Origin of the sequence: Streptomyces cacaoi (assembly GCF_006539165.1) — a bacterium.
GTDB lineage: Bacteria > Actinomycetota > Actinomycetes > Streptomycetales > Streptomycetaceae > Streptomyces > Streptomyces cacaoi.
This window is the reverse complement of the sequence record NZ_BJMM01000001.1, coordinates 1-23,464: the sequence shown is the minus strand read 5'-3', so window position 1 is coordinate 23,464 and position 23,464 is coordinate 1. Positions and strand designations below refer to the sequence as shown.

Genomic DNA, 23,464 nt, shown 5'->3' with positions numbered 1-23,464 from the left:
GTCCTCGGGCGTCCTCAGTCGCTCTTGCGGCCCGGCAGGTTCTCGTACATCTCGGTGAGCTTCTGCCGGAAGCCGCGGGCGGCGATGCCCGCGCGCTGCGGGTCCTTCACCCCGGCCTTGAGCGTCTTGACGGCCTGGTCCTTCATCACGTGCGGCGGAATGGGCGCGATCTCGCTGTCGACGACGAACTCCAGCACCACCGGGCGGTCCGCGGCCAGCGCCTCCTGCCAGGCGTTGGTGACCTCCTTGGGTTCCGTGCACCGGATGCCCTTGAGCCCGGCGAGTTCGGCGTACTGCGCGTAGGGGAAGTCCGGGATGTCCTGCGAGCCCGGGTACTTGGGGTCGCCGCCCATGGCGCGCTGTTCCCAGGTGACCTGGTTGAGGTCCTGGTTGTTGAAGACGCAGAAGATCAGGGGCGCCGAGCCGGTGAGCCGGTCCGCGTACCGCTTGACCGTGAGCATCTCGTTCATGCCGTTCATCTGGAACGCGCCGTCCCCGATGAACCCGATGACGGGCCGGTCCGGGTGGGCGAAGCGCGCGGCGATGGCGTACGGCACTCCCGGGCCCATCGTGGCGAGGGTGCCGGAGAGCGAGGCGTGCATGCCCTTGCGCAGCTTGATGTGCCGGGCCCACCAGTTGGTGGCGGAGCCGGAGTCGGCGGTGAGGATGGCGCCGTCCGGCAGCAGCGGGGAGACCTCGTGCGCGACGGCCTGCGGGTTGATGGTGTTCTGGAAGCTCTGCGCGGCCCGCTTCTCCAGCACGGTGTTCCAGGTACGCACGCTCTCCTCGACCTGGTCGCGCCAGGAGCGGTCCTCCTTGCGCTCCAGGAGGGGTATCAGCTCCCGCAGGGTCTCCTTGGAGTCGCCGACGAGGTGTGCCTCCATCGGGTAGCGGATCCCGATCATGCGGCCGTCGATGTCGATCTCCACACCGCGGCAACTGCCCTCGTCCGGCAGCCACTCGCCGTACGGGAAGCTGCTGCCGATCATGAGCAGCGTGTCGCAGTTCAGCATCATGTCGTCGCTGGCCTTGCTGCCCAGCAGGCCGATGGGCCCGGTGACGTACGGGAGTTCGTCGGGGACGACGTCCCGGCCGAGGAGGGCCTTGGCGATACCGGCGCCGAGCAGGTCCGCCGTCTGGAGAACCTCCTCCTCCGCGTCGGCGGCGCCCTGTCCGACCAGCAGGGCGACCTTGCTGCCCTCGTTGAGGACGCGGGCGGCCTTGTGCAGCTCGTCCTTGTTGGGCAGCACCCGCGGCCGGGACCATCCGACGCTGGAGAAGACCGCGCCGTGCTCCTTGGGCGGCGAGGGCTGTGCCTCGGCCTCCTGGACGTCCTCGGGCAGGATGATCGTGGCGACACCGCGGGTGGTCAGCGCCGTCTTGAAGGCGCGGTCGATGACGTGCCGCACCTGCCCGGGGTCCATACAGATCTGGCAGAACTCGCTGACGTCCGCGAACAGATGCTCCAGGGCCACCTCCTGCTGGAAGTGGGTGCCCTGCGCGATGCGCTTCTGCTGGCCCACGACGGCCACCACCGGCTGGTGGTCCAGCTTCGCGTCGTACAGCCCGTTGAGCAGATGGATGGCGCCGGGCCCCGAGGTGGCCGCGCACACGCCCACCTCGCCGGTGAACTTCGCGTGCCCGCACGCCATGAAGGCGGCCATCTCCTCGTGCCGCACCTGGATGAACTCGGGGTCCCCGTCCGCCCGGTCGAACGCGCCGAGCATGCCGTTGATGCCGTCCCCGGGGTATCCGAAGACGCGCCGCACCCCCCAGTCGCTGAGGCGTTCGAGAACGTAGTCGGCTACCTGCTGGGCCATGGTGCTCCCCATCCGCACGGTGACGTTCGGTCCGGTGCCCCGGGTCCCACGGCGCCGCACGGCGCAAACAGGACGCCGTTTCGTCCGGCGGTCGGGAGGTACCCCGCCAGCCGGGGGCGCTCGTCGCCGCCCGCGGACGCCCGCACCGGCGTCACGCAGGGCGCACACCGGGCGCGACCACCGAGGAGCACGAAGGACCCCGGAAGACCACCGGGAACCACCGGGAACCACCGGGAACCACCGGGAACCACCGGGAACCACACAGAACCACACAGAACCACGGAGGGTGACCCCTGGCGCCGAGCACACGACCGCCGCCGGCGGACACCGCCGAGCTCCGGGACGACGCCCCGGGCCCGGTACCGGTCGACGGCATGGACGTGCACGCCTTCCGGGTGCCGACCGACGGCCCGGACGGCGTCGAGGAGGACGCCACGCTGCGCTGGGAGGCGACGACGGCGGTCCTCGTGCGGGTGCACGCCGCGGGCCGCTGCGGGCTGGGCTGGACCTACGGGGACGGGCCGGCCGTGGCCGGATTCGCCGCCTCGCTGCTCGCGCCGGCCGTGCGCGGCGGCGACGCCCGGGCGCCGGCAGCCCTCTGGCACCGGATGAACGCCGCGGTCCGCAACGCCGGCCGCTCCGGCGCCGGCGCGATGGCGCTGTCGGCCGTGGACATCGCCCTGTGGGATCTGCGCGCCCGGCTGCTGGACGTGCCGCTCTTCCGCGCCCTGCCCGCCGTGCACGACGGGGTGCCCGTCTACGGCAGCGGCGGCTTCACGAACTACTCCACCGGGCGGTTCACCGAGCAGCTCGCCGGCTGGGCGGACGAGGGCGTGCCCCGGGTGAAGCTCAAGATCGCGCGGGATCCGGCGCGGGACGCGGAGCGGCTGACGGCAGTCCGCGCGGCGATCGGCCCGGACACCGAGCTGTTCGTGGACGCCAACGGCGGTCTGGGGCGCCGGGAGGCGCGGCGCTGGGCGGTGCGGCTGGCCGACGAGTGGGATGTGCGCTGGTTCGAGGAGCCGGTGGGCTCGGAGGACCCGGAGGGGCTGCGGCAGGTGCGCGCGGCGCGGCCGCCGGGTCAGGAGGTGGCCGCCGGCGAGTACGGCAACGTGCTGGGCGACTTCACGGCGCTGCTGGACGCCGGCGCCGTCGACTGCCTCCAGGCGGACCTCACCCGCTGCGGCGGCGTCACCGGTCTGCTGCGGGTCGCGGGGCTGTGTGCCGCGCGCGGTGTCGATCTGTCCGCGCACTGCGCGCCCGCCGTCTCCGCGCACGGCTTCTGCGCGGTCGAACGGCTGCGCCACCTGGAGTGGTTCCACGACCACGTACGGATCGAGGCCCTGCTGTTCGACGGCGTACCGCGGCCGGAGGGCGGGGTGCTGCGGCCGCCGCGGGACCGCCCGGGGCTGGGCCTGGAGGTGCGCTGGTCCGACGCCGAGCCCTACCGGGTGCACGGCAGACGCCCCGGCTGAGCCGGACGGCAGGCGGCACAGCGACGGCCGGGGGCGCCGGGGAACCGGAGGCCCGCCAGGAGCAGGAGGAGGCAGCGCATGGCCAGGTTCACGGGAGCGGAAGGCGACGACGGGCCGCGGGACGGCACGCTGCGGGTGCCCGTCGAGGTGGAGCCGGCCGAGCCCGGGCCGCCCGGCGGCCGGACGGTGCTGCCCGTCGGGCGGCTCGCGCGCGATCTGTGCGCGGAGGTGGAGGGCGAGGTGCGCTTCGACGCGGGTTCGCGGGCGCTGTACGCGCACGACGCCTCCAACTTCCGACAGGTGCCGATCGGTGTCGTCGTGCCGCGCACCGCCGAGGACGTCGTGGCGGTGCACCGGCTGTGCCACCGGTACGGCGCGCCCGTCCTCGACCGGGGCGGGGGCACGAGCCTGTCCGGGGAGACCGTCAACCACGCCGTCGTCGTCGACCACTCGAAGTATCTGACGCGCATCGGCCGGCTGGACACCCGGGCGCGCCGCGTCACCTGCCAACCCGGCGTGATCAACGAGGAGTTGAACCGGCACACCGGGCCGCACGGGCTGGTGTTCGGCCCTGACCCCTCCACGCACTCCCGCTGCGCGATCGGCGGCAACATCGGCAACAACTCCTGCGGTATCCACTCCGTCCAGTCGCAGCTGTACGGCCCGGGGCCGCGGACCAGCGACAATCTGCACGCGCTGGAGGTGGTCACCTACGGCGGCGACCGGTTCCGGGTCGGGGTGGACGAGGAGCGGGACCTGGACGCGATCATCGCCGCCGGGGGCCGCAAGGGCGAGATCTACGCCCGGCTGCGTGCGCTGCGCGACCGGTACGCGGACGCGATCCGGGCCGGCTTCCCCTCGGTGCGCACCATGCCGCGCCGCGTCTCCGGCTACAACCTGGACGAGCTGCTGCCGGAGAACGGCTTCAACGTCGCACGGGCCCTCGCCGGCACGGAGGGCACCTGCGCCACGGTGCTGGAGGCGGAACTGCTGCTCACCCCGGCGCTGCTGTGCCGCAGGCTGGTCGCCGTCGAGTACGGCTCGATCGCGGAGGCCGCCGACCATGTGCCGCGGCTCATGGAGCACTTCGCCCCGGTCGGCCTGGAGGCCCTGGACAAGGAGCTGATCACCGATCAGCAGCGGCAGAACATGAATCCGCGCTCGCTGCGGGAGCTGCCGGAGCCGGGCGGCGGCGCCTGGCTGCTCGTCCAGTTCGGCGCCGACACCGACGACGAGGCGACGGAGCAGGCGCGCGGGTTCGCGGCGTGGCTGCGCCGGACCGAGGGGTTCGCCGGCGACCGGATCACGGTGGCCGACGAGGACCCCGCGGGGGCGGTGCCGGCCCAGGACCTGTGGGCGGTCCGGGAGGCCGGGCTGGGCTCGACCGCCTTCCCGCCGTCCGGCGAACAGTGGCCCGGCTGGGAGGACTCCGCCGTCCCGCCCGAGCGGCTCGGCTCGTATGTGCGCGAGCTGACCGGGCTGATGGAGCGGTACGGGCTGCGGGGCGCGATGTACGGGCACTTCGCGCAGGGCTGCATCCACTCCCGGATCGGCTTCGACCTGCGGGACGCCGAGGGGGTGGCCCGCTACCGCTCCTTCCTGGAGGAGGCCGCCGCCCTCGTCGGCTCCTACGGCGGTTCCCTGTCCGGGGAGCACGGGGACGGGCAGCAGCGCGGCGAGCTGCTGAACCGGCAGTACAGCGGCGAACTCCTCGACGCCATGCGGGAGTTCAAGCTGATCTGGGACCCGCAGGCGCGGATGAACCCGGGCAAGGTCGTCGATCCCTACCCGCTGGACGCGGATCTGCGGCTGGGCCCCGACACGCACCACGCGCACCCGCGCACGACGCTCCATCTCACCGCGGACGACGACGACTTCGCCCACGCCACCCAGCGCTGCGTCGGCGTCGGCGCCTGCCGCAATCCGCGCGCCGCCGACCAGCAGACGATGTGCCCCAGCTACCAGGTCACCCGGGAGGAGAAGCACTCCACCCGCGGCCGGGCGCGGCTGCTGTACGAGATGCTCCGCGGCGAGGTGATCACCGACGGCTGGCAGTCCACGGAGGTCGCCGACGCGCTCGATCTCTGTCTGGCCTGCAAGGGGTGCACCAGCGACTGCCCGGTGGACGTCGACATCCCCAGCTACAAGGCGGAGTTCCTGCACCACCACTACCGGTCGCTGCGCCGCTGGCGCCCCCGGTACGCCTACGCGTTCGGCTTCATCGACCAGGCCGCCCGGGCCGCCTCGTGGCTGCCGGAGCTGGCCGACGCGGCCACCCACGCGCCCGGCGCCGCCCGGCTGGCCCGCGCCGTCGCCGGTATCGACCGGCGGCGCCCGCTGCCGGGGTTCGCGCCGACGACGCTGCGCTCCTGGTACCGGCGGCGCGGCACCGCCAACCCGGACGGCCGTCCCGTGGTGCTCTTCCCGGACACCTTCACCAACCACTTCCACACCGGGGTGGGCGTCGCGGCCGTCGAGGCGATCGAGGCGGCGGGCGGCCGCGTCCTCATGCCGGACCGGCATCTGTGCTGCGGGCGCCCGCTGTACGACTACGGCTTCCTGGACGCCGCCGAGCGCTATCTGCGCCGTGTCGTCGACGTGCTGCGTCCGCATCTGCGGGCCGGCACGCCCGTCGTGGGCATGGAGCCCAGCTGTCTGGCCGTCTTCAAGGACGAGCTGTCCTCGGTCCTCCCGCACGACGACGACGCACGCCGGCTGCGGGCCGGGGCACGCCATTTCGCGCAGTTCTTCCGGGACTTCGGCATCGAGCCGCCGCGGATGGCGCAGGGCGGCACCGCGCTGCTGTGGGGGCACTGCCACGAGCGGGCCACCGGCGGTGTGGCCGCCGAACGGGAACTGCTGGAGGGCATGGGCCTGCGCACCCGCGACCTGGCCGGCGGCTGCTGCGGGCTGGCCGGCTCCTGGGGCTTCGAGGACGGCAAGTACGGCATCTCCCTGGAGTGCGGCGAACAGGCGCTGCTGCCCGCGGTCCGCGAGGCGGACACCGGCACGGCCGTGGTGGCGAACGGCTTCTCCTGCCGCACCCAGCTCGACCACGCCGGCACGGGCCGCGCCGCCCTGCATCTGGCGGAGCTGATGAGGGCGGCGCACCGGGGCGAGGAGCGGCCGGCGGACACCCCGCCCGAGGAGGTGTTCGCGAGTCCGGCGCCGCGTCCCGGCGCCGGCCGCCGCGCCGCGCGGGCCGCGACGGCGGCGGCCGTGTGCGCGGTACCGGCCGTCGCCGCGCGGGCCGCCGGTCGGCGCGGCGGATCCTGAACTCCCTTACGGGGCAGGCCGATTGAGTAGGAGCGCTGAGTAGTCCGACTCAGGCGCTGAGCGACGGCGCCGGGGACCCTGGAGCCATGTCCACGTCCCCGCCGCCCGGCCAGGTTCCGGGACCGCCGTACCCGCCGCACCCCGGACCGCCGCCCCCGGCGCACGGCCGCGCGGACGGAGCGGCGCCCGGGGCACGGCAGCCGGGGGCCGCGGCGGACCCGGAGGCACCGGTGCACGACTACGCGCCGGACCGGGGCCGGTGCCCGACCACGGCGGGACACGGCTTCGCCCACCCGGAGGTCCTCGTCCCCGCCCCCGGACCGGCACCGGGGCACGGCCGCACCGCCGTGGCCCCCGCGCCGCTCCCGGGCACGCACACCCACGGGCCCGCACCGCACCCGTGCGCACACGCACATCCCGCACCCGGCACGCCCGTACCCGGCGACGCCGCGTCCGGTGCGCCCGCACCCCTCGATCCCGTACCGGGCGCCCCGGCGCCCGACGGCACCGCGCCCGACGAGCCCGCGCCGGGTGCGCCCGCCGGGACCGGCGGCGGCCCCGAGGCGGACGGCCCGGCGCTGCTGCGGGTGCTGCACGGCAGGCGGCGGGCGGCGGTGGCCGGTGTCGTCGGCGCCGTGGTGTTCGCACTGGCGGGCGCCGTCACGCTGGGCCGGTGGCTGGTGGCCGGCGAGCAGCGGGGCCCGCTCGCGGACCGGCCGCGGGTGACGGACGGCCGGGCCGGGCTCTCCTACCCGGTCCCGGAGGGCTGGACGCGGAGTGCGCCGGACGACCTGGTGCCGGCCTTCACCTCGTCCGTCACGGCCGGCGGGCGCGGGGACCCGGGCGGTCTCGTCGCGGCCGGCCGCTCCCCCGCGGTGTCCGGGGAACGGCTCCGCTCGGCCGCGGAGCGCGCCGCCCGCTCGAACGCCGCCTTCTTCTTCCCCGACGGCGGTTCCCGGCCGCTCTCCTCGCACCGCACGGAGGTGGACGGGCATCGCGCGCACACGGTGACCCTGCGCACCCGGGACGGCCGGGGCGGCACCGGAACGCTCCGGCTGACGCTGGTCTCCGTGGACGCGGCGCACGCGGCCTTTCTGCTCGGCGTCGCACCCGGCGCCGGTCCGTCCCCCGCCCCGGCCGGCGGGACCGCGCACCGGGCGGAGATCGACGCGGTGTTCGCCGGGGCGGAAGTGGACTGAGCACATGTCAACCAAGGGTTGACGGTGGTCCTGCTGTCAACCTACGGTTGCGGCATGAGCGAATCGACTCGCACCCCGTATCCCGTACGCCTCGACGAACTGATCGAGGCCATCAAGAAGGTCCACACCGACGCCCTCGAACAGCTCTCCGACGCGGTCCTCGCCGCCGAGCACCTCGGCGAGGTCGCCGACCATCTGATCGGCCACTTCGTCGACCAGGCCCGCCGCTCCGGGGCCTCCTGGACGGACATCGGCAAGAGCATGGGCGTCACCCGCCAGGCGGCGCAGAAGCGCTTCGTCACCAAGGAGTCCGATCCCGCCGAGACGCTGGATCCCTCGCAGGGGTTCAGCCGGTTCACCACGCGGGCGCGGGAGGCCGTGGTGGCCTCCCAGGAAGCCGCACACGCCGAGGGGTACCACCGGATCGACGTCGCCCACCTCGTCCTCGGCCTGCTGGCCGACCGGGGCTCCCTCGCCGCGAAGGCGCTCGACGCCCTGGAGATCCCGCCGGACAGGGTGCGGGAAGCGGCCACCGCCGCCCTGCCGCCGGTGCAGGAGGGCAAGCCGCCCGCGCTCGTCCCCTTCGACGCCGGTGCGCGCAAGGCGCTCGAACTCACCTTCAGGGAGGCCCTGCGGCTGGGCCACAACTACGTCGGCACCGAGCATCTCCTGCTGGCGCTGCTGGAGTTCGAGGACGGCACGGGGGTGCTCAGCGGCCTCGGTGTGACCAAGGACGCGGCCGAGGAGCAGATCACCGCGCTCCTCGCGCCGCTGCTGGCCGCTCAGGAGGAACAGGACCGGGCGGCCGCCGAGGACGCCCGGTCCTGAGCGGTCACGCCGGGCGCGGCGTGCGCACCGGGTAGGAGAAGAAGCCGTGCCCGCTCTTGCGTCCCGTCCGCCCGTCCGCGACGAGGCGGGACAGCAGCGGGCACGGCCGGAACCGTTCGTCGCCGGTGTGTTCCAGCAGCACCAGCAGCGAATCGCGCACGGTGTCCAGGCCGATGAGGTCGGCCGTGCGCAGCGGGCCGGTCGGGTGGCCGAAGCAGTCCTGGAAGACGCGGTCCACGGTGTCGGCGTCCGCCGTGCCCTCGTCGAGCACGGTCGCGGCCTCGTTGAGCGTGAGCATCAGCACCCGGTTGGTCACGAAGCCGGGGGCGTCGCGGACGACCAGGCCGTGCTTGCCGAGACCGTCGAGGACGGCCAGCGTCAGCCGCAGGGTCCGCTCCGCGGTCTCCGGGCCGCGGACGACCTCGACGGCGTCCTTGAGGGGCGCCGGGTTCATGAAGTGGGTGCCGATGACCCGGTCGGGCCGTCCGGTGAAGGAGGCGAGCCGGGCGACGGGGATGCACGAGGTGCAGGAGGCGAAGACCGTCTCCGGGCCGCACACCGCGTCGAGTTCGCGCAGCACCTTCTCCTTGACCGGCTCCTTCTCCGGGGCGCACTCCACGACGAACCCGGCGTCGGCGAGCACGGACAGCTCGCCGGACCAGGTCACCCGCTCCGGGTCGGCGGTGGGCGCGGCACCGGCCGCCGCGTCGCGCCGGCGCAGCAGCCGGGCCGCCCGCACCCCGTCGCGCAGCCGGCCGGGCGCGCTGCGCAGCGCCTCCTGCACCGGGTCGACGACCACCACGGTGTGCCCGGCGGCGGCGAAGCACTGTGCGACGCCGACCCCCATGGTTCCGGCGCCGACGACGCCGATGGTCCGCGGCACCGGCACCGCCGCCCCGCTGTCCGTGCTGTCCGTGGTGTCCGTCCATTCGCCCACGCCGGGCTCCTTCCGTCCGCTCGGGATGTCCTCGGCCGGCCGGGTGGCCGGGTGCCGCCGCGTCACCGGGCCTCGACGATCCGGGTGTGGCCGGGCGGGCGGGGCACCGCGCCACGCGGGTCCACGGCGAGCACCGTGTGCCCGTCCTCCTCGCCGACCGGTGCGAAGCCCGCGAAGCGCAGGGTGACCAGCATGTTCCGGTTGACGTCCGTGGGCACGAAGTGGGCGACGGGCCGGCGGCCCGACTCCAGGGCGCGGCCCACCAGATGCCCCAGCAGCACGCCGCCGACGCCGCGCGAGGCGACCCGGCAGGACATGAGCATCAGCCGGAGCACGGCGTCGTCCCCGTCGAGCCGGGTGACGGCCAGGCCGATGACGCCGTAGTCGCCGAACCGGTCGCTCAGCCGCGCCACCAGCACCTCGTGGTCGGGGGAGCCGCTCAGCTCGCGCAGCTCGGTCACGTCGTAGGTGAGCCCGGTGCTGTTCAACTGGTGGGTGCGCACGGTCAGTTCGCTGGCCCGGGCCAGATCCTCCTCGCCGGCCGGCCGGACCTCCATCACCAGGCCGAGCGTGGCCAGGAACTCCTGCCTGCTGCCCGCGAAGTCCTCCTCGGCCTGCCGGCGCTCCCACTCCGTGCGGTAGAGGCGGCGGCGCTGTGCCGCGACGGCGGTGACGTGCTCCGGCCGGAACTCGGGCCGCTCCGGCAGGCGTCCGGCGTCCTCGGCCGGATAGCAGCGGACCATCGGCAGCACGGCGGCGACCTCGGCCCGCTCGGCGGGGTCGTTGTCGATGAACGCGACGGTGTCCAGGCCGATGTTGAGCGCCTCGGCGATCCGGCGCACCGCCTCGGACTTGGCGCCCCAGCCGGCCTGTACCGCGCAGAACCAGTCGTCGAGCCCGTGTCCCGCCAGGTGCCGGGAGACGGCTGAGGGGTCGCTGCGGCTGGCGGCTGCGTGCAGGATGCCGCGCTCGTCGAGGGCGCGGAGCGTGCCGACGGCCTCGGGGAAGGGCTCCGGCTCGTCCTGTTCGAGGACGACGCCGTCCCAGAGGGTGTCGTCCAGGTCCCATACGAGGCATTTGACGACGGGCGGCGCGGCCGGTGCGGGGGCGTCGGCGGCGGTCATACGGGCCTCCGTCCGTCGGCGGCGTCCGGCGCGGCGGGCCGCGCGCCCGACCCGTGCCGGCGCAGGAGGCGCTCGGCGATGTGGAGTTCGGACACCTGCTGTGCTCCTTCGATGATCTCCATGACCTTGGCGTCCCGGAAGTGGCGCCCGCACCTGCTGTCGGGCTCGCAGCCGGCGGAGCCGAGGATCTGCACGGCGTCCCGGGAGGTGTCGGCTGCCGCCTCGGCCGCCGCGTACTTGGCGACGATGGTCTCGGTGACCCCGCGACCGGGGCCCGGCGCCCTGGAGCGGCCCGCGCGGGCGGCGAGTTCGCGGGCGCCCGCGGTGCGGACGGCGGCGCGGGCGAGCAGGGAGCGGACGAGCTGGTGGTCGGCGAGGCGCTCGGCGCCCTGCCGGCGGCTCGCGGCGTGTGCGGCGGCGTCCGCGAGACACGCCTCGGCCATGCCGACGCAGCCCCAGGCGACGGTGTACCGGCCGTGGTCCAGCGCGGTGGCCGCGACATGGCTCAGGCCGGCGCCGGGCGGTGCGACGAGCCGGTCGCGCGGCACCCTCGTCCGGTCGAAGGTGACGTGCGCGATCCCGGCGGCGCGCATGCCCAGTTGGCCGCGCACCGGCTCGCGGGTCACGCCGCCCCGGTCGGCCTCCACCAGGACGGTGGCGGGCCTGCCGTCGAGCGTGCCCAGCACCAGGAGGACATCGGCGTCCTCGCCGAAGGTGATCCACTTCTTGTGGCCGGTGACGGTCAGGTGGCCCGGCCCGCTCTCCTCGATCCGGGTGCCGACCTCGCCCAGCGCGCTGCCGGCGCCCTGTTCGGTGGCGGCGAACCCGGCCGTCAGCGCGCCGCTCGTCAACGCGGGCAGCCAGTCGGCGCGTTGGGCGCGGGTGCCCCAGCGGGCGAGCGCCGCCGCGACCATGCCCTGCACCGTCAGCAGGCCGCGCAGCGCCGAGCACACCCCGCCCAGCGAGGCGGCCGCCTCGCCCAGCTCGGCGGGGCCGAGGCCGGCGCCGCCGTACTCGGGCGCCACGTCGGGTGCGAACAGCCCCGCCTCGGCCATCCGGCGGCGCACCGGGACGGGCAGCCGCCCCGCGCTGTCCCAGGCGGCGGCCGACCCGCCTGCCTCGGCGGCCAGTTCGGCCGCCGCTGCCACGGCCGCCACGGCGGTGTCGCCCGCGGCGCTCACCGCGCGCCCTCCCCCGGACCGCGCGATCCCCCCGGCCCCTCCGGGCCGACCTCGACGAGCACCAGGCTCCAGGCGGCCACCGGGCTCGCGTTGAGGAGGACGACGCGGTCGCCCGGCGCGAACTCCCCGCGCTCCAGGGCCGTGTACAGGTTGAGGAAGACGTCGTTGGGGCCCAGATGCCCGTAGCGGCGCAGGTTCTCCCGGCACACCGGGTGCAGCGCGATGTCCAGGGACTCCTCGGTGAAGGTGAAGCTGCCGGCCGAGAGGTTGTGGCTGACGTAGCCGCTGATGTCGGCGCGGCCGAGCCCGTTGCGGCCCAGGAGTTCCTCCAGCAGGGCGGCGAACCGGCTGCGGGTCTCCAGGGCGAGCCGGAAGGAGTAGGTGCCGGCGTCCGTGCACTCCTCGCGCCACTGCTCGGTGGGCAGATCGCGGTAGGCGACGTGGAAGAGGTCCCAGTAGCGTCCGTCGGTGCGCTGGAGGAGGTCCAGGACGCGGACGCGGCCGGGCCCGCGGTCCAGCAGCAGCGCCTGTCCCCCGTCGCCGTTGACGGTGACCGGATGCCGGTAGCGGGTCGCGGCGGCGGGCTTGCTGCCGTGCACGGCGAGGACGTACCGCACGTCCGGGTCGGCGGCGAGCAGCCCGCGGGCCGCGAGCAGCGCGGGCGTCACGGAGACGCAGCCGAGCCCGCCGACGGTGAAGGACGTGGCGCGGGAGGCGCCCAACGTGTCCTGGAGCCGGGTGACTTCGGAGCTGAGCAGGGTCTCGGGGGCGCGGGACTCGACCATCACGAGCGCGTCCAGCGCGTCCGCCCCGATCCCGGCGCCGTCGAGCGCCGTGCGGGCGGCCCGCTCGCACAGGTCGACGGCGCCGAGCTGTTCGTCCGCCCGTACGGTCTCGATCCCCATGGCGGCGCGGGTGGTGCGTTCGGTCTCGTCCCGTACGGCCAGTTCGTCCACCGGCACCTCGCGCTCCGGCAGGTACCAGGCGGCGCTCCGCACGGCGAGCGGGACGGGCGTTCGGGTGCGGTGGTCGGTCACGGGCCCTCCCTGACGCTCTCGCCCGGCGACAGGGGCGCGGGGCCGCCGTGTGCGGCGTACCCCACGGCGGTCGGGACCCGTCCCGGACGCGACGGCCCCTCCCCTGGGCGGCGACGAGGAAATCCCGGGCGCCCACGGGTTTTCCCGGCCGTTTCAGCGGCACGGAGAACAACCGCGGATTCCGGCGTCCGCTCCGGAGAACGGAATCCCGAATTCTGCACCGCGGTTTCCCGGACCCGGCAGGTCGTCGACGCGAAACGGCACGTCACCGGCCCGCCATAGGGAAGGATCCGGAAATCCTCGGGCACACTGATCTTTTCTCGTCGCGGCCACTATAGGAACAGCGCACCGGCGACTCTCAAGAACATTCACTGTGGCGCATATCACAACGAAGAATTTTTCCGGAAGTTGAAGATCCGATTCCTTGGCGGTGCATCGAAATCGCGCCCCTCTTTTCCGTCCCCTCCTCCCCTCTCCCCTTTCTCACCACTCGGCGACGGAACCGTCCTCACCACTCGGCGAAAGAGCCGTCCGGTTGCCGCCAGACCGGGTTGTGCCAGGGCCGGGCACGGCCGTCCGCCGCGCGCACCGCCCGCTCGTCCACCTCGACGCCGAGGCCGGGGCCCGTCGGCCGCAGCAGATGCCCCTCGTGGAACCGGAACACCTCCCGGTCGACGACGTAGTCCAGCAGCTCGGCTCCGCCGTGGTAGTGGATGCCTATCGACTGCTCCTGGATGAGGAAGTTGGGGGTGCAGAAGGCGAGTTGGAGACAGGCCGCGAGGGCGAGCGGGCCCAGCGGGCAGTGCGGGGCCACCACCACGTCCCAGGTCTCGGCGAGGGCGGCGATACGGCGGCACTCGGAGAGCCCCCCGGCGTGCGAGAGGTCGGGCTGGAGCACGGCGACCCCGGCCTGGAGGGCGGGCAGCACCTCCGTACGCGAGTACAGGCGCTCCCCGGTGGCCACGGGCGTACCGGTGGCGGAGGCGACCCGGCCGAGCAGATGGGTGTACTCGGGCAGCACCGGCTCCTCCACGAACAGCGGGCCGTACGGTTCGAGCGCCCTCACGGCCTTCAGCGCGCCGGCGACGGAGAACCGGCCGTGGAAGTCGACGGCGAAGTCGCCCGCCGGGCCGAGGGCTTCGCGGGCCGCCTCGGCACGGGCGGTGAGCGCGCGCAGCTCGGCGCCGTCCGGCAGCCGGCCGGTGCGGCCCGCCGCGTTCATCTTGACGGCGGTGAACCCGGCCTCGCGCTGGGCGGTGATCTGCTCGCTCACCTGGGCCGGTTCGTCGCCGCCGACCCAGCAGTAGGCGCGGACACGCTCGCGCACGGGCCCGCCCAGCAGCTGGTGCGCGGGCGCGCCGTACGCCTTGCCCGCCAGGTCCCACAGCGCCTGGTCGAGGCCGGCGACGGCGGAGGAGAGGACGGGCCCGCCGCGGTAGAACGAGCCCTTGGTCATCAGCTGCCAGTGGTCCTCGATGCGCAGCGCCTCGGCCCCGATCAGGAACTGCTCGGCGAGTTCGTGGACAGCCGTACGGACGGTCTCGGCGCGGCCCTCGATCACCGGCTCGCCCCAGCCGACGAGGCCGTCGTCCGTCTCGACGCGGCAGAAGAGCCAGCGCGGCGGCACGGCGAAGGTCTCGACCCGGGTGATCTTCACTGCTCACTCCTTCACGCTGCCCTCGGTCAGTCCGGTCCGCCAGTAGCGCTGGAGGACGAGCATCGCGACGGCGAGGGGGATGACGGAGACGAAGGCGCCCCCGATGGTGTACTGCGTCAGTTCGGGGACCCGGTCGGCCGCCTGCTGCCAGGTCACCAGGCCGAGGGTGATGGGGTACTTGTCGTCCTCGGAGAGCATCACCAGGGGCAGGAAGTAGTTGTTCCAGATGTGCACGAACTGGAACAGGAAGACGGTGACCAGCGCGGGCGTCATGAGGCGCAGCACCACCGTGAAGAAGATCCGCTCCTCCCCCGCCCCGTCCACCCGGGCCGCCTCCAGCACGGTGTCGGGCACCGCCGACTCCGCGTAGATCCGGCACAGATAGACGCCGAACGGGCTGACGACGCTGGGGATCAGCACACCCCAGTAGGTGTCCGTCAGACCGATCTTGCTGAACATCAGATACAGCGGCAGCGCCAGTGCGGTGGACGGCAGCAGCACCCCGGCCAGCACGAACTTGAAGACGGCCTCCCGGCCGCGGAAGCGGTACTTGGCGAGCGCGAACCCGGCGGCGGCCGACAGCAGGGTGGCCAGCACGGCGCCGACCCCCGCGTACAGCAGGGAGTTGAGCGCCCAGCGCGGATAGATGTGGCCGCCGTAGGAGAAGACCCTGCCGAGGTTGTCCAGCAGCCGGGGCGCGTCGAACCACAGGCCGAAGCTGCCGTAGAGGCTCGCGTTCGACTTCGTGGCGGCGATCACCAGCCAGTAGACAGGCAGCAGGAAGTACAGCGCCGCCAGGGTCACGACGCCGACCAGCACGATGCGCCCCGGCCGCAACGTACGGCGCGGGGCCGGGCGCGAAGCGGGTCGGGAGGCGGCCGGTGCGGGCGCTGCGGGCCCGGTGCGGGGCGCGGTCGTGGCGTTCACCGCTCGCTCCTCTGCTTGCGGTTGACGAGGCTGAGGAAGCCGAACGACAGCACCATCGCGGCGACGGCGAGCAGCACCGACTTCGCGGCGGCCAGATACATGTTGGCGTTGGCGAAGGCGTCGAAGTAGGCGCTGAGGTTCGGGGTGTAGTCCTGGGTGACGGCGGGGGCGATCTTCTTCAGCACCAGCGGTTCGGAGAACAGCTGCATGGTGCCGATGATGGAGAAGACGCAGGTGAGGATCAGGGCGGGCCGCACCAGCGGGATCTTGATGCGCAGCGCGGTCTGCCAGGGCCCGGCCCCGTCGATCCTCGCGGCCTCGTACAGCTCCTGCGGGATGGACTTCAGCTGCGCGACGATGATCAGCATGTTGTAGCCGGCGAACTCCCACACGACGATGTTCGCGATGGACCACAGCACGTTGTCGTAGCCGAGGAAGTCGGGCTGGAACCCGAACTCGCCGAGCACCTCGCCGATCGGGCTGATGCCGGGCACGTACAGGAAGCCCCACAGGATGGTGGCGATCACGCCGGGCACGCCGTACGGCAGGAAGTACGCCGAGCGCAGCAACCCCGCCCAGCGGTCGGGCAGTTGGTCGAGCAGCAGCGCCAGGACGAGCGCGAGCAGCAGCATCACCGGCACCTGCACGATGCCGAACAGCAGCACCCGTGCGAAGCTCTCGACGAAGGCCGTCTGGTCCAGTGCGAGCGCGTAGTTGTCGAGCCCGGCGAAGCCGATGGACGGCTTGCCCAGACCCGTCGGGCCGGAGCGCTCGACGGTGAGCATGCTCTGGTAGACGGCGTAGAGGATCGGCAGGATCATCGCGAAGACGTAGACGAGCAGGAACGGGGCGAGGAACCGCCACGCCCTGCCGTCGGGCCGCGCGGTGCGCCCCGAACGCCGCCGCGCGGGTCGGCCGGTCGTCGTCATGAGGCGGCCCTCGCCTTCAGCCCCTTGGCCCGCAGATCGTCGACGAAGCTCCGCTCGGCGTCCCGCAGCGCGTCCCGCAGGCCCCCGTGCCCGGCGAGCACCCGGCCGAAGTTGTCCTGGATGCGCGCGTAGGACTGGGTGGTCGTCGGGGAGAAGCGCCAGCTGGTGTCGACATGGCGGTCGGAGCGCTGGAAGACGTCGTTGTAGCGCTGGCCGCCGAAGAACGGGTCGGGTCTGCCCAGCGCCGAGCCCGCCAGCTCCAGCTTCGCCGCGGGCCAGCCGTAGCCGGCGGCGACCAGCAGATCGATGCTCTCCGGGGCGCTGTTGAGCCAGTGCGCGAACTCCAGCGCCTCCCGCGGGTACCGGGTGCCCTGCATGATCGCGGTGGCGGAGCCGCCCCAGTTGGACGAGGCGTGTGCGCCGCGCTCCCACTGCGGCAGCTCGGTGACCCGCCATCTGCCCGTGGTGCCGGGCGCGTTGCCGCGGATGAGGGCGTCCTGCCACTGGGCTCCGGGCCAGCTGGCGAGCCGCCCGGTCTGGAGCGCCTTGAAGAACGCGCTCTGCGAATCCTGGGTGGGGAGCACCAGTCCGTCCCGCAGCAGCCCGTTCCAGAAGTCGGCGACGCGCCGGGACTCCTCGCCGGTCAGGTCCACGATCCAGGTGTCGCCCTCGGTGCGTATCCAGCGCGCCCCGGCCTGCCACGGGAAGGACGAGAACCACTGGGCGTTGGCCGGCGGGAAGGCGCTGATGTACGAGCCTCCGCTGCGCTTCTTGATCTTGCGCGCGGCGGCGCGGAACTCGTCCCAGGTGCGCGGCACCTCCACGTCCCACTTCTCGTAGAGGTCCTTGCGGTAGAAGAACCCCATGGGGCCGGACGCCTGCGGCATGGCGTAGGTGGCGCCGGCGAAGACGCCCTGCTGCCACTGCCAGTCGACGTAGCGGTCCTTGAGCGTGTCGGCCCCGTAGGCGCTGATGTCGGTGAGGGCGCCGGAGAGCATGAACTCCGGGAGCGCCCAGTACTCGATCTGGGCGAGGTCGGGCGGGTTACCGGCCTGCACCGCCGAGTGCATCTTCTGGTATCCGCCCGAGGTGTTGGCGGGCACCATCTGCACCGTCACCTGGATGTCGGGGTGCTTCCGGTTCCACAGCGCGACGGCCTTCCGGAGCGGCACCCACGTCCACATCACCAGGTGTGCCCGCTGTCCGGGCCTGCGCCGGCTCGCCCTGGTCATGCGCGCGGCGCCGGCCGTCTCACCGCAGGCGGCGAGCCCGGGCCCGGCCGCGGCCGCCGCCGCGCCCCACGCCAGGAGCCTTCTTCGGGTGGGCATCTGACCTCCTTGTCACATGTCCGCGGCGCCGCCGCACCGCTCAGGCGCGCAGCAGCGCGACGCCCCGGGCGGGCAGCGGCACCGCGGTGGCCTCTTCCTCGACGGCCGCGGGACCGGCCGGCACCAGCCGCCGGCAGGCGTACGGCAGGGGCACCTCGACGGGCGCCTCGGTGTGGTTCAGCAGGAAGACGAACCGGCGCGCGCCGTCCGTGCTCTCCCGGACGGCGGCCTGGACGCCCTCGGGCAGCCCGTCGAGCACGGGGCCCGCACCGGCCTCGGCGCGGACCCGGTCCAGCAGGGCGCGCATCAGCCGGGGCGCGGGCCGGGTACCGGCGTACCAGGCGACGCCGTCGCCGAGGGCGTGCCGGGTCAGCGCCGGCCGGCCGGCCAGCTCGCCGCCGTCGAACTCGGCGACGGCCTCGGCCCCTTCGAGGTCGATGACCTCCGACCACAGGTCGGCCTCGCCGGCGAAGTCGCCGCGCAGCGCCGTGACCGCGCCCTCGTCCAGCGGCCAGAACTCCTCGACGCGCAGGCCCAGCACCTCGCGCAGGGGCGCCGGATAGCCGCCGGGGTGCACCCGGTCGCACGTGTCGCTGATGCCGGAGAAGCAGGAGACGAACAGGTGCCCGCCGCCGCGTACGTAGGCGGTGAGCCGTGCGCCGGTCTCCTCGCTCATCAGATACAGGTTCGGCACGACGACCAGCCGGTAGCCGCTGAGGTCGGCGTCGGGCGGCAGCACGTCGCAGGACACCCCGGCGGAGAACAGGGGCTCGTAGTGGCGGAGCATCGTCTCGCTGTGGTCGAAGGCGGAGGACGGGTGGGAGCCCTGCTCCAGCGCCCACCAGCTGTTCCAGTCGGCCAGCAGCGCGGTGTGCGCCGTCTGCCGGGTGCCGGCCAGCTCCGGGACCGAGCCCAACTCGCCGCCCAGTGCGCACACTTCGCGCCAGATACGGGTGCCGGTGCCGCCGTGCGGGACCATCGCGGAGTGGAACTTCTCGGCGCCGCCCCGGGACTGCCGCCACTGGAAGTACAGGACGGCGTCCGCGCCCTGCGCCACCGCCTGCCAGCTCCACAGCCGCATCGTGCCGGGCGGCTTGGGGCTGTTGCGGGCCCGCCAGTTGACGGCACCCGGTGCCTGTTCGAGCAGCATCCAGGGGCGCCCGCCGCCTGCCGAGCGCGCCACGTCGAAGGCGAGGCCCGCGCGTACCTGCGGTGCGTCCTCGAAGGGGTCCTGGTAGTAGTCGAGGGCCTGGACGTCCTCGTGCGGGGCCCAGGCGAAGCGGTCGACGGGCTTGTGCAGCGGCATGTGGTTGGTGGTCACCGGCACCCCGGGCGTGATCCGGTCGAGCACCTCCTTCTCCGCCAGGTAGCACTCCAGCAGGGCGTCGCTGGAGAAGCGCAGATAGTCCAGCCGCTGGGCGGGGTTGGCGTGGGTCGGGGTGGTGCGCGGCGGCTGGATCTCGGCGAAGGAGCCGTAGCGCTGGGACCAGAACGTGGTGGACCAGGCGGCGTTGAGCGCGTCGATGTCGCCGTAGCGTGCGCCGAGCCAGCGGCGGAAGTCCTCGGCGGAGACGTCGCAGTAGCAGACCGGGTTGGAGCAGCCGTACTCGTTGCCGACGTGCCAGGTGTCCAACGCGGGGTGTGTGCCGTAGCGTTCGGCGACCCGCGTGGCGAGCCGGACGGCGTGTTCGCGGTAGACGGGGCTGGAGGGGCACCAGTGCTGGCGGGAGCCGGGCCACTTGCGTACGCCCTCCGTCGTCTCCGGGAGGATCTCGGGGTGCCGGTCGGTCAGCCACGGGGGCGGTGAGGCGGTCATGGTGGCGAGGCAGACGCGGACACCGGCGTCGCCGAGGTCGTCCATGACGCGGTCGAACCAGTCGAAGTCGTAGGCGCCGGGCCGGGGTTCGACCAGCGCCCAGGAGAAGATCCCGGCCGTCACCATCGAGACGCCGGCCTCCTTCATCAGCCGGATGTCCTCGGCGCGGACCTCTTCGGGCCAGTGCTCGGGGTTGTAGTCGCCACCGAAGTGGATGCGGGTGCGGTCTGCGGTCATGGGTGCCTGCCCCTCGCGACTCGTCGGTGATGACGCCGCACCGTACAAGAACTCGTTATTTATGAATAGTTCTTGACGGCCTCGTTTCCGCGCCGCACTCTCGACCTCATGGTTTCTTCCGGAACTCCGCCGCACGCCCGGCGGTTCGCGGGGCGCACGGCCGTCGTCACCGGCGCGGGGGCCGGCATCGGCGCCGCGACCGCGCACCGCCTGGCCGCCGAGGGCGCCACGGTCGTCGTCGCCGACATCGCGGCGGACCGGGCCCGTGCCGTGGCCGCTTCCGTCGCCGAGGAGGGCGGCAGCGCCGTCGCCGTCGCCGCCGATGTGGCCGACGAGGAGGGCTGGGCGCGGATCCTGGGGGCCGCGCACGCCTCCGGGCCGGTCTCGGTGCTGGTCTCCAACGCGGTCGCCGTCGAGGTGGCCCCGGCGCACGAGACCCCGCCGGACTCCTGGCGCCGCCAGCTGGACGTCGGCCTGACCGCCGCCTTCCTCGGATTCCGCGCGTGCCTGCCCGATCTGCGGACGGGGTGGGCGGTGGAGGAGACGGCGGGCAGCGTCGTGCTGGTCTCCTCCGTGCACGCCCGGCACGGCATCCCGGGCCATCCCGCCTACGCCGCGGCCAAGGGCGGGCTGCTGTCGCTGGGTTCGCAGCTCGCCGTCGAGTACGGGCCCGAGGTGCGGGTCAACACGGTGCTGCCCGGGCCCGTCCTCACCCGGCTGTGGGACAGGGTGCCCGAGGAGGCCCGCAGGGCGAGCGCCGCGCAGACGGCGGCCCGCAGGCTGGGCGATCCCGCCGAGGTGGCCACGGCCGTCGCCTATCTCGCCTCGCCCGAGGCGTCGTTCGTGACGGGGGCCTCGCTGGTCGTGGACGGCGGCTGGAGCGTCGTAAAGTCGTCGGCCTGACGGCGTCCGGAACCGCGCCGGACGGCGGGAACAGCAGGATCAGAAGGAGAGGTGCCCGATGCCGGGCTATGCGCGCCGGGGAGTGCACGGCCAGACCGTGGAGGCCCTCGCGCACCGGGTGCTGGGCGGGACGCTCGCCGAGGGCACGACGCTGGATCTGACGGCGCTCCAGCAGGAGTTGGGCGTCAGCCTCACGGCGCTGCGCGAGTCGCTGAAGGTGCTCGCGGCCAAGGGGATGATCGACGCCCGGCAGAAGCGGGGCACCTTCATACGGCCGCGCACGGACTGGAATCTGCTCGACGCCGACGTACTGCGCTGGCAGTTCCAGATCGCGACGGCCTCGGCGGGCGCGTCCACGGGGGCCGCTCCGGGCGCCGGCGCGGAGACGTCCGCCGCCCTGCCGCTGCTGCGCGATCTGGAGGAGGTGCGCGGCATCGTCGAACCGGCCGCGGTGCGGCTGGCGGCACAGCGCCGCACCGCGGAGGACCTGGCGGCGCTGGACGACGCGCTGGCGGCCATGGGCACGGCGGACGACGGCGCGCAGGAGGCGGTCGAGGCCGATCTCGCCTTCCACCGCGCCCTGTTGGCCGCTTCCCACAACGAACTGCTGGAGCGCATGGAGCGGGTGATCACCACCGGGCTGGCCGCGCGCGACCGGCTGGTGCACGGCCCCGGCCACCATCCGGTGGACCCGGTGCCCAGCCACCGTGCGGTGCTGGACGCCGTCCGCGCCCGGGATCCGCGGGGCGCCGAGACGGCGATGCGCCGGCTGCTGGCCCAGGCCGCCCAGGATCTCGCGGAGCTGCGCGGCACGGGCCACGAGCACTGAGCGTGCGGCCCACCCCCCGCCCCCACAACGCGGAGGGTGGGGCCTGTGCCGGCCGGTGGCGCCGCGCGTTCCCCGCCGTGCGCGGACAGCGCGGCGCCCGGCCGGGGTTCACTCCTCGACGACCAGCGCCGGCGTCTGCCGGGTGAGCACCTCGCCGCGGAAGAAGGCCGGGCTGCGCCGCCGCATGACGAGCATCAGGACGAAGCCGAGCACGAGCAGTCCGACGCCGATGACGAAGACGGAACCGACCCCGAAGACGGCGGAGCCGCTGCCGTAGGCCGGGTTCCACATGTCGGTCAGCGTCTTGAGGAAGACGGCGGTCAGCAGCACACCGCCGAGCACCGGGAAGACCCCCTTGAAGGCGAGATCCCGGGCGGAGCGCCGCAGTTCGGCCCGGAAGTACCAGGCGCAGGCGAAGGCCGTGAGCGCGTAGTAGAAGCAGATCATGAGGCCGAGCGCGTAGATGGTGTCGGTGAGGACGTGCTCGGAGACGAGGGTCATGACGGTGTAGAAGACGCCGGTGGCCACCCCGGCGGTGACGGTCGCCCGGCCGGGGACGCGGAAGCGCGGGTGGACCCGGGCGTAGGAGGCGGGCAGCGCCTCGTAGGCGGACATGGCCAGCACGGTGCGGGCCACGGGGATGAACGTCGTCTGGAGGCTCGCGACGGCGGAGGCGAGCACCGCGACGAACAGCGCGATGCCCAGGCCCGGGCCCATGACGGGTCCGGCGAGCGCGGCGAAGACGTTGTCGGAGCTGTCCGGGTTCGCCAGGCCGAGACCCCGGGTGCCGGAGCCGACGGCCATCTGCGCGGCCACACCGGTCACCAGGTAGGAGCCGACGAGGACCACCATCGCGATGAGGGCGGCGCGGCCGGGGGTGCGCGCGCTGCCGGTCGTCTCCTCGTTGGCGGTCAGACAGGTGTCCCAGCCCCAGTACATGAAGATCGACAGCGAGAGCCCGGCCGTGAAGGCGCCGAAGGACTGCACCGCGAACGGGTTGAGCCAGGAGAGGGAGAAGTGGGCGCCGGTGGAGAAGTCGGGCCCGCCCGAGCCGGCCTTGGCGAACGCCATGGCGACGAACGCGGCGAGCACCGCCAACTGGAGCCCCACCATGGCGTACTGGACGCCCTTGGTGGCCTGCATCCCGCGGTAGCTGACGGCGGTCGCGACGGCGATCAGCGCGAGACAGGTGACGATGTGGACGGCCTTGTTCCCCTCCAGCGCCGCCACGTGCTCGCTGCCGGTCAGCTCCCCGGCCAGCAGCCAGAAGTACGAGGTCGCCACGCCCGCGAGGTTGGACAGCACGATGATGGTGGCGATGACGAGGCCCCAGCCGCACATCCAGCCCAGCCGGGGCCCGAACGCCTTCACGGTCCAGGTGAAGGAGGTGCCGCAGTCCGGGACGGCCTTGTTCAGCTCGCGGTAGGCGAAGGCGACCAGCAGCATCGGCAGAAAGCCCGCGAGGAAGACGGCCGGCATCCGGAGGCCGACCTCCCCGGCGGTGGAGCCGAGCGTGGAGGTCAGGCAGTAGACGGGAGCGACCGTGGACAGACCGATGACGGCGCTGCCGAGCAGCCCGACGGAGTTCCCGCTCAGCCCCTTGCCGCGTACGCCGTCCCCGTCGGGGACTCCTCCCACCGTGTCCGAGACCTGCGCTGCCGGCCGTGTGTCCAACCCACTCATGGGCAGGACGTTAGGCCCTGCGGTTTCCACATCCGGAGCGCCGAAATCCGAGAGCCCTCCCCCTGGTCTCCTTTGATTCGACGGGCAATTCAGGACGTTCGCTTTGTGAACAGCAGATGAAGTCCTCGGGATCCGACCATCGGAAGGCGATCGACATACCGACCGGCATGCGGGTTTCGAAGCGCCGCCCCTTTTGCGGCATTCCAAATTTTCCGCCGCCGACCCCGGCACGCCCCCTCGGACCACCGTCGCCCCCCATCGGCCCCCCCCCCCCCCCC

General features: G+C 73.6%; 17 protein-coding genes. 6 read left to right on the top strand and 11 right to left on the bottom strand.

Annotation, left to right across the window (positions count from 1 at the left end):
- Nucleotides 1-14: 14 nt before the first annotated feature.
- The gene (locus SCA03_RS00085; protein WP_030886344.1) at nt 15-1,820 is read right to left on the bottom strand and encodes a thiamine pyrophosphate-requiring protein; all 1,806 of its coding nucleotides are present in this window, start codon (nt 1,818-1,820) and stop codon (nt 15-17) included.
- Between the two features lie 374 nt (nt 1,821-2,194).
- On the opposite strand from SCA03_RS00085, the gene SCA03_RS00080 reads away from it, so the two are divergent.
- The 4 genes from SCA03_RS00080 to SCA03_RS00065 all read left to right on the top strand — a co-directional run bounded on the left by SCA03_RS00080 (nt 2,195) and on the right by SCA03_RS00065 (nt 8,598).
- Nucleotides 2,195-3,295 (top strand): enolase C-terminal domain-like protein, encoded by a 1,101-nt coding sequence (locus SCA03_RS00080; RefSeq protein WP_086815459.1) that lies wholly within the window; start codon nt 2,195-2,197, stop codon nt 3,293-3,295.
- 78 nt (nt 3,296-3,373) lie between these two features.
- Nucleotides 3,374-6,571 carry an FAD-binding and (Fe-S)-binding domain-containing protein gene (locus SCA03_RS00075; protein WP_086815460.1) on the top strand — a complete coding sequence of 1,066 codons (3,198 nt, stop codon included), beginning with the start codon at nt 3,374-3,376 and terminating at the stop codon, nt 6,569-6,571.
- 86 nt (nt 6,572-6,657) lie between these two features.
- On the top strand, nt 6,658-7,770 hold the full coding sequence (locus SCA03_RS00070; protein ID WP_141275142.1) for a hypothetical protein: 1,113 nt from the start codon (nt 6,658-6,660) through the stop codon (nt 7,768-7,770).
- Nucleotides 7,771-7,824: 54 nt separating this feature from the next.
- Nucleotides 7,825-8,598, top strand: a complete 774-nt coding sequence (locus SCA03_RS00065; RefSeq protein ID WP_030890956.1) for a Clp protease N-terminal domain-containing protein — start codon at nt 7,825-7,827, stop codon at nt 8,596-8,598.
- A 4-nt stretch (nt 8,599-8,602) separates the two neighbouring features.
- On the opposite strand, the gene SCA03_RS00060 is transcribed toward SCA03_RS00065, so the two are convergent.
- From SCA03_RS00060 to SCA03_RS00020, 9 genes are all read right to left on the bottom strand, one after another.
- Nucleotides 8,603-9,535: a 3-hydroxyacyl-CoA dehydrogenase family protein gene (locus SCA03_RS00060; protein ID WP_230988415.1), complete on the bottom strand. Its 933-nt coding sequence runs from the start codon at nt 9,533-9,535 to the stop codon at nt 8,603-8,605.
- Between the two features lie 62 nt (nt 9,536-9,597).
- Nucleotides 9,598-10,659, bottom strand: a complete 1,062-nt coding sequence (locus SCA03_RS00055; RefSeq protein ID WP_086815462.1) for an HAD-IIIC family phosphatase — start codon at nt 10,657-10,659, stop codon at nt 9,598-9,600.
- Nucleotides 10,656-11,840 carry an acyl-CoA dehydrogenase family protein gene (locus tag SCA03_RS00050; RefSeq protein WP_211293530.1) on the bottom strand — a complete coding sequence of 395 codons (1,185 nt, stop codon included), beginning with the start codon at nt 11,838-11,840 and terminating at the stop codon, nt 10,656-10,658. The genes SCA03_RS00055 and SCA03_RS00050 overlap by 4 nt, the downstream gene beginning before the upstream one ends.
- On the bottom strand, nt 11,837-12,877 hold the full coding sequence (locus SCA03_RS00045) for a 3-oxoacyl-[acyl-carrier-protein] synthase III C-terminal domain-containing protein (RefSeq protein WP_230988414.1): 1,041 nt from the start codon (nt 12,875-12,877) through the stop codon (nt 11,837-11,839). The genes SCA03_RS00050 and SCA03_RS00045 overlap by 4 nt, the downstream gene beginning before the upstream one ends.
- A gap of 508 nt (nt 12,878-13,385) precedes the next feature.
- Nucleotides 13,386-14,534 carry a galactonate dehydratase gene (gene dgoD, locus SCA03_RS00040; RefSeq protein WP_086815463.1) on the bottom strand — a complete coding sequence of 383 codons (1,149 nt, stop codon included), beginning with the start codon at nt 14,532-14,534 and terminating at the stop codon, nt 13,386-13,388.
- A gap of 3 nt (nt 14,535-14,537) precedes the next feature.
- Entirely contained in the window at nt 14,538-15,371 is an 834-nt protein-coding gene (locus SCA03_RS00035) for a carbohydrate ABC transporter permease (protein WP_030886374.1), read from the bottom strand.
- Nucleotides 15,372-15,457: 86 nt separating this feature from the next.
- Nucleotides 15,458-16,390, bottom strand: coding sequence for a carbohydrate ABC transporter permease (locus SCA03_RS00030; protein WP_030886378.1), 933 nt, complete (start codon nt 16,388-16,390; stop codon nt 15,458-15,460).
- Nucleotides 16,387-17,718, bottom strand: a complete 1,332-nt coding sequence (locus SCA03_RS00025) for an ABC transporter substrate-binding protein (protein WP_030886381.1) — start codon at nt 17,716-17,718, stop codon at nt 16,387-16,389. Before SCA03_RS00025 ends, SCA03_RS00030 begins: the two co-directional genes overlap by 4 nt.
- Before the next feature lie 40 nt (nt 17,719-17,758).
- On the bottom strand, nt 17,759-19,771 hold the full coding sequence (locus SCA03_RS00020; RefSeq protein ID WP_086815464.1) for a beta-galactosidase: 2,013 nt from the start codon (nt 19,769-19,771) through the stop codon (nt 17,759-17,761).
- A 108-nt stretch (nt 19,772-19,879) separates the two neighbouring features.
- Here SCA03_RS00020 and SCA03_RS00015 point away from each other — a divergent pair, with 108 nt between their 5' ends.
- Nucleotides 19,880-20,674 carry an SDR family NAD(P)-dependent oxidoreductase gene (locus SCA03_RS00015; RefSeq protein ID WP_086815465.1) on the top strand — a complete coding sequence of 265 codons (795 nt, stop codon included), beginning with the start codon at nt 19,880-19,882 and terminating at the stop codon, nt 20,672-20,674.
- 58 nt (nt 20,675-20,732) lie between these two features.
- Entirely contained in the window at nt 20,733-21,503 is a 771-nt protein-coding gene (locus SCA03_RS00010) for a FadR/GntR family transcriptional regulator (RefSeq protein WP_086815466.1), read from the top strand.
- 108 nt (nt 21,504-21,611) lie between these two features.
- On the opposite strand, the gene SCA03_RS00005 is transcribed toward SCA03_RS00010, so the two are convergent.
- Complete coding sequence (locus tag SCA03_RS00005) at nt 21,612-23,186, bottom strand: APC family permease (protein WP_030886397.1); 1,575 nt, start codon at nt 23,184-23,186, stop codon at nt 21,612-21,614.
- Between the last annotated feature and the right edge of the window lie 278 nt (nt 23,187-23,464).

Bases quoted from the DNA above. Each gene is read 5' to 3' on its own strand.
- SCA03_RS00085 (WP_030886344.1), bottom strand. From the start codon at position 1,820: ATGGCCCAGCAGGTAGCCGACTACGTTCTCGAACGCCTCAGCGACTGG.
- SCA03_RS00080 (WP_086815459.1), top strand. From the start codon at position 2,195: ATGGACGTGCACGCCTTCCGGGTGCCGACCGACGGCCCGGACGGCGTC.
- SCA03_RS00005 (WP_030886397.1), bottom strand. From the start codon at position 23,186: ATGAGTGGGTTGGACACACGGCCGGCAGCGCAGGTCTCGGACACGGTG.
- SCA03_RS00075 (WP_086815460.1), top strand. From the start codon at position 3,374: ATGGCCAGGTTCACGGGAGCGGAAGGCGACGACGGGCCGCGGGACGGC.
- SCA03_RS00025 (WP_030886381.1), bottom strand. From the start codon at position 17,718: ATGCCCACCCGAAGAAGGCTCCTGGCGTGGGGCGCGGCGGCGGCCGCG.
- SCA03_RS00030 (WP_030886378.1), bottom strand. From the start codon at position 16,390: ATGACGACGACCGGCCGACCCGCGCGGCGGCGTTCGGGGCGCACCGCG.
- SCA03_RS00015 (WP_086815465.1), top strand. From the start codon at position 19,880: ATGGTTTCTTCCGGAACTCCGCCGCACGCCCGGCGGTTCGCGGGGCGC.
- SCA03_RS00055 (WP_086815462.1), bottom strand. From the start codon at position 10,659: ATGACCGCCGCCGACGCCCCCGCACCGGCCGCGCCGCCCGTCGTCAAA.
- SCA03_RS00065 (WP_030890956.1), top strand. From the start codon at position 7,825: ATGAGCGAATCGACTCGCACCCCGTATCCCGTACGCCTCGACGAACTG.
- SCA03_RS00020 (WP_086815464.1), bottom strand. From the start codon at position 19,771: ATGACCGCAGACCGCACCCGCATCCACTTCGGTGGCGACTACAACCCC.
- SCA03_RS00070 (WP_141275142.1), top strand. From the start codon at position 6,658: ATGTCCACGTCCCCGCCGCCCGGCCAGGTTCCGGGACCGCCGTACCCG.
- SCA03_RS00010 (WP_086815466.1), top strand. From the start codon at position 20,733: ATGCCGGGCTATGCGCGCCGGGGAGTGCACGGCCAGACCGTGGAGGCC.